6 protein-coding genes are annotated in these 5369 nt (G+C 32.9%); 2 read left to right on the forward strand and 4 right to left on the reverse strand.

Annotation, left to right across the window (positions count from 1 at the left end; all coding sequences use genetic code 11):
* The first annotated feature begins 334 nt into the window (after window positions 1-334).
* Together NTX22_03610 and NTX22_03615 are read left to right on the forward strand one after the other, a co-directional pair.
* A complete protein-coding gene (locus tag NTX22_03610) occupies window positions 335-1048 on the forward strand; it encodes a thioesterase domain-containing protein (GenBank protein MCX6149594.1) in 714 nt (237 codons plus the stop codon).
* Window positions 1045-1686 carry a 4'-phosphopantetheinyl transferase superfamily protein gene (locus NTX22_03615; protein ID MCX6149595.1) on the forward strand — a complete coding sequence of 214 codons (642 nt, stop codon included), beginning with the start codon at window positions 1045-1047 and terminating at the stop codon, window positions 1684-1686. Before NTX22_03610 ends, NTX22_03615 begins: the two co-directional genes overlap by 4 nt.
* 255 nt (window positions 1687-1941) lie before the next feature.
* Here NTX22_03615 and NTX22_03620 read toward each other — a convergent pair whose 3' ends face one another.
* The 4 genes from NTX22_03620 to NTX22_03635 form a co-directional block, all read right to left on the reverse strand.
* Window positions 1942-2457, reverse strand: coding sequence for a DUF697 domain-containing protein (locus tag NTX22_03620; protein ID MCX6149596.1), 516 nt, complete (start codon window positions 2455-2457; stop codon window positions 1942-1944).
* A gap of 69 nt (window positions 2458-2526) precedes the next feature.
* Window positions 2527-3438, reverse strand: coding sequence for a cache domain-containing protein (locus tag NTX22_03625; protein ID MCX6149597.1), 912 nt, complete (start codon window positions 3436-3438; stop codon window positions 2527-2529).
* Between the two features lies 1 nt (window position 3439).
* Window positions 3440-4372: an ABC transporter substrate-binding protein gene (locus tag NTX22_03630; GenBank protein MCX6149598.1), complete on the reverse strand. Its 933-nt coding sequence runs from the start codon at window positions 4370-4372 to the stop codon at window positions 3440-3442.
* Window positions 4373-4441: 69 nt separating this feature from the next.
* A complete protein-coding gene (locus tag NTX22_03635) occupies window positions 4442-5311 on the reverse strand; it encodes a prohibitin family protein (protein ID MCX6149599.1) in 870 nt (289 codons plus the stop codon).
* Between the last annotated feature and the right edge of the window lie 58 nt (window positions 5312-5369).

The following is a 5369-nucleotide window of genomic DNA, read 5'->3' on the forward strand; positions in this document are numbered from 1 at the left end:
TAGTTCCGCTTTTATTTTTCTTTTTTCTTACGAACATAGCCATTTTTAATTTTGGGACACCCAAGATAGGTAATATTCTTTTGTTTCTGTATCAAATACTAAACTTTTTCGCTTGTTTAAAAAAAGTGCGGAAAACAGGAGTTCGATTATTAGTACAGAGATTCTTCATTCGCTTTGCTTCATTCAGAATGACAAGTTGTGCAATAGATTCTTTCCGCAGGAAGGTTTGGGCAGCAGTGATTTACTTATGAATTAAAGTTTATTGAATATTTAATTCAATAAATATATCTTATATCTACACAATTTAATTTTCATACTTTTTATAGTTAGCAAGATGGACTTAAAAAAAACCAGGCTTTTTTGTATTCCCTTCTCTGGCGGAAATGCATACTCTTATTCAGAATTTAAAAAATATATTCCTGATAATATTGAACTGTGTAATCTTGAACTACCAGGGAGGGGAAAGAGAATTTCGGAACCATTGCTGCATAGTGTCGAGTCCATGACTGAAGATCTCTTTTTGCAGATTGAAACAAAAATAAACGAAAACTACGTTATTTTTGGCCACAGCCTTGGATCTTTGCTTGGCATTACCTTATGCAGATATATTTCCGTGAAAGGAATGAACCTTCCTTTAATACTTTTTCTTTCGGGGCAGACAGCTCCAGCTTCAATCAAACCGGACAATAAACACACTCTACCTGATGATCAGTTTATAAACATGCTTAGAGAAATGGCAGGCACTCCCGAAGAATTGCTGACAGACAAAAGTTTTCTTCAATTTTTCCTTCCGGTTGTAAGAGCAGATTTTCAGGCTCTCTCAGATTACAATTATACTTCAAAAAATACTCCATTGGATGTACCTATTACTATCATGCTTGGCAAGGATGAAAAAATAAGCGACGAGGATGCAGCCATTTGGCAGTTGGAGACGGACAATACAATTTCTGTTCATCGTTTTGAAGGTGGACATTTTTTTATATTTGATCATATAGAAAAAATCTCCAATTTGATTGCTGAAAAAATTAAAAGTCAACTTAAAACATGATCCAAATTTATTATGCATATACCGATATTTTACTTAACAACAATCTTGAAAAATTTATAGGGCAATTATCTCTTCAGTCCAAATCGAAGCTATCTTTCCTTAAAAGAGTTGAGGATCAGCAACTGTTGCTTACATCATTAGTTTTATTATTAAAAGCTCTTAAAGAAAACGATTGTGAAAATTTCAAACTAAGCGATATGCAATATAATATCACAGGCAAACCTTTTTTTCCAGGTTCTCCATTCGATTTTAACATCTCTCACACAGATAATTGCGCTGCGATAGTTTTCTCCAAAGATTGCCGTGTTGGAATAGATGTAGAAAGGATTAAGGAGATAGATTTTTCTGATTTTACAGATTATTTTACAACCGACCAATGGAATGATATTTATTCTGCCGAAGATAAGTTTAAAAGGTTTTACTTCTACTGGACACTTATAGAAAGTGTTGTAAAAGCAGACGGACGGGGGCTTTCTCTTATTTCTACCAAAAGAATAAAATTAGTTAATGGAGATTTATTTATTGATAACGCCCAATGGTTTTATAATCATTATAACATTGATAAATTTATTTCGTGTTGTATAACAACAGATAAAAAAATCAAATCGTACGAAATAAAAAAAATAACCTCTATTTAGCCAATGGAAGTTGGGTTCTTTTCCCCATATTCGTAGCGATCAATATATATATCAAAGGCACTATCGGTGTAAGAAACAAAGAGAAAATAAAGTTACCCCAAAAACCAAGAATTGTTTTTCTACCCAACAAGCCTACAACAAAACTTAAGAATATATTTAATGCCATTAGAATCATTTTAATTTTCCAATTAAGTTTAAATAATTACATATATAATGATAGCGGGGCGTACAACCCCGCTATTAAAAACGCTGCAACTACGCTTTTGCTGTTTTCAGATTCTGAGCCATTTCCTGTCCTTGTTTGAATAAATTCATGAAATATTCCTTTACTTTCTTAGGATCAAAATCAAGGAATGTACCACCGGATGCAAAATGCTGGATGAATACCTTACCAATAGCCCAAGTAGTTGCTCCGGAATATATAGGCATTGAAACGGCACCTACAATTCCGATAATTGGAATTGATTTGATCATACTGGTAAGATAACTTTTTGATAAAGCATCTGCAGATATTCCACCAAGTAAAGCACTGATTATCGATTTCCCAGCGTTTTTAGAAAATTTAACATTGTATACTTTTGAGAGCTCATTTAACATTTTAAGTTGAACTCCGGAAACCGTTGCAATATCCACTAATGGAACAGGAATGAGACCGGCACCCATCGACCACCACATATACTTTTTAACCAGTGCATGGGATGAATCAAGTTTAACCTGGTCTGTATTTTCAGCGACTACTTCAGTTGTAGCAGTATTTTCTTCTTTAGCCATCGTAACCTCCTTTAATGTTGATAAATATTCCGCATATTTTTCGGAAAAAACTTTTTAAAACTCACATCTTTACGCTTCGGGTACCACAAGCAAAACTCCCCAGTTATTTGCTGGGATAGGCATATAATAAATCCACCAGTTTCTTTGTGTACCAAATTTGCCCACATTCATAAAACCTGATTTTCCTTTCTGTAATTCTCTACCTATTTCTCTTAAGATAGGTGCGTTATTTTCTTCTGCTAAGCTGAATAAGGATTCGTTAAAAGGCCACTGCGGATTGGGAGCGCTTATGACAGTGCCGTTTTCTGATACCAGAATGGAATAACTCTCATCAAATAATTTTATTGATGAAACCATTTTCGCGAGCCAATCTATTGAAATATCAACGGCTACTATACCAGTCATCGTTTCTTTTATTCCATCATAATAGTAAAATGGTACTGAATAAGTCGCTAATACAATGTTTCCCCCGCTTGAACCTTCATCAAAATAAGGTTCTATCCAAACTGATTTTTGTAATATCTTCGGTAGTAAATACCAGTCCATACTAAAATATTTGTAGGTTGTATCAGTTGGATCCGTAAATATTATTTTACCGTTTTTCTTATATAAATATGGGCAATAATAAGTTGTATCTTTATCATAAGAATTTGGCTCAAAGGCAATACAGGTCCCAAATACTTCATCATTATTTACAACAATAGCCTCCAATAAAATACTCATATGTTCTTTTTGGGGTTTTGAAAATTCAAGAACATACGCCAAATTTAGCGGTATTTGTTCTATAGAAAGGATAACCTTCTGAATTTTGTTTACCTCTCCTTTTAATTTTGCTTTTGCAAGTTCATGTGTTTGCTTCTTCCAAGAGTATCTGTTATAAGTACGGATGAACTCAATTGCTGCAAAAGCAAGTGCAACAGTAATTATTATGATGATGAAATAAAGAATAGGTCGGGATATTTTTAAGGTTATTTTTGACATATCACATGTCGCCTTTATAAAAATCACGGTAAAGTGGTTTAATAGTTATAAATTTATTCTCATATAGAAAATTAGTAAGGTAATCAAAATCTGACATTAAAAGATTTCCTTCCTTTACATTTTTACCTGATGAGCTAATAATATCTTTAATGGTATTTAACATCCAAAGAGAATGTGATCTGTTATATGATACATTTGAATTTTCTTGATATTTATTAATCACTTCTATTGTTTCATCTTTATGTGCCAGGGCATAAGTAAATCCTTCAATAGATGCCTTAAAAAATTTTCTGCATAGCTCCGGATCACTCTTAAATGTGTTTTCCATACAGTAAATTCCGTCTTCAGGAAAATTCATTTCGTAATCATGAAAATTAAATGTTGTAATTTCATCGGGATTTATTCCTGAATTGATCAGTCGTTTATACTCATTGTAATTCATCATCACAACTATATCAACCGCATCTTTAAGCAATACATTAATACCTTTGTCAAATAGAATTATCTGAGCATTTATATTATGTTTTTTTAAGAAACCGGTCGTTAATTCTCTGGCAGTTGATCGCCAAAGCCCAATCTTTTTACCATTAAAATCCTTTAAAGTTTTTATGCCCGATTTTTTTTTGGCAACAAACATAATACTACTTTGCTGAAATATCTGACCGATATTCACAAGTTTGGTTCCTTTTGCCCGTTCCATTACTCCGGTATACAGAAACATTATTCCGAAATCAACTTCACCACTTTTCAATGATGTAGCTACATCGTGTTCAATTCCACCGTTCATTATTGTTACATCAAGTCCATATTTTTCATATATCCCTTTTTCTTTAGCCATATAATAACCTGCAAATTGCTGCTGTGGAAACCACGATGGAAGAAATGTTATCTTTTTCAACTCTTTATTCTGTGTATGACTTATAACTAATGGCATTAGAACTAAGAAGCTCAATATTAAAAATGTCCTATTCATATTTTTAAGTTTTGGCATTTTTATAACCGTTTATTTTTTTTCATCGGAGTTTAATAGTAATGGCAAATCGTTTTTACCGTTACCCATAATAATGATCTTTGAATTATTGGACTTTGCAAATTCAGAAGTAACTTCTAATCCTTTCCATTTCAGAATGGAAATTTTTGATAATTCCTCAAACTGCTTTATGCCTTCAGCCTCAATAATTTTCCTCTGTTTTTCTTTTTCTTCAATTTTAAGTTTGTAGACAAACTCATAAGACAACTGTTCTGCAACCATTTTTCTTTCGATTGAACTGGAAACAAGATCCGGCAATATTATTTTCTTGATCAGGTAATCATCCATTACAATATTTTGCTCAAGTAATTGTTTGCTCAAGTAATATTTAATAGTTGATTGAATAATTAAAGACGACATTTTATATAATTGTTCAGGAGCAAAGTTTCCAATTATTGCCATCGAGGCAGCTTCGACTTCGGGTTTTACGAATGATTTTGCATATGTAACACCCAGGTTCCTATGTATTGTCGGGATCGAATCTTTCATAAGATAAAAACGGTAGGAGAACTCTACTTTAACAGTCAACCCTTCGGCTGTAAGGATTTGCATTGTATCAATTTGGTTTTGCAAGCGAGTTTCATAGATATACATCCTATCCCAGGGCCAGATAACATGAAGTCCTTCACCATAGATCTCGCTAATTTCTGTACCACCGAACCTTGACCATCTTATTCCTTGTTGACCTGAATCGATGGAAATAAAAATATTGTTCCAGAACAAAGCTAAAAAGAATACGAACAAAAGTAACCAAATAGTAATCCCCATAGTATGCCTGTTCCAGTAACCAATTGCTTTCTTCTTTAGAAATTGGTAGATAAAAGCAATTTTTGCTGATATCATTCTAATTTTTTGAATCACTTAAAACCACTAAGTTTGTTTATAAAATAAGTGAATTATG

The organism is Ignavibacteriales bacterium (assembly GCA_026390815.1).
Taxonomy (GTDB): domain Bacteria; phylum Bacteroidota; class Ignavibacteria; order Ignavibacteriales; family SURF-24; genus JAPLFH01.

Excerpts from the sequence above, each read along its gene's own strand:
- NTX22_03625 (MCX6149597.1), bottom strand. The coding sequence starts at position 3,438 with ATGTCAAAAATAACCTTAAAAATATCCCGACCTATTCTTTATTTCATC.
- NTX22_03610 (MCX6149594.1), top strand. The coding sequence starts at position 335 with ATGGACTTAAAAAAAACCAGGCTTTTTTGTATTCCCTTCTCTGGCGGA.
- NTX22_03620 (MCX6149596.1), bottom strand. The coding sequence starts at position 2,457 with ATGGCTAAAGAAGAAAATACTGCTACAACTGAAGTAGTCGCTGAAAAT.
- NTX22_03635 (MCX6149599.1), bottom strand. The coding sequence starts at position 5,311 with ATGATATCAGCAAAAATTGCTTTTATCTACCAATTTCTAAAGAAGAAA.
- NTX22_03630 (MCX6149598.1), bottom strand. The coding sequence starts at position 4,372 with ATGCCATTAGTTATAAGTCATACACAGAATAAAGAGTTGAAAAAGATA.
- NTX22_03615 (MCX6149595.1), top strand. The coding sequence starts at position 1,045 with ATGATCCAAATTTATTATGCATATACCGATATTTTACTTAACAACAAT.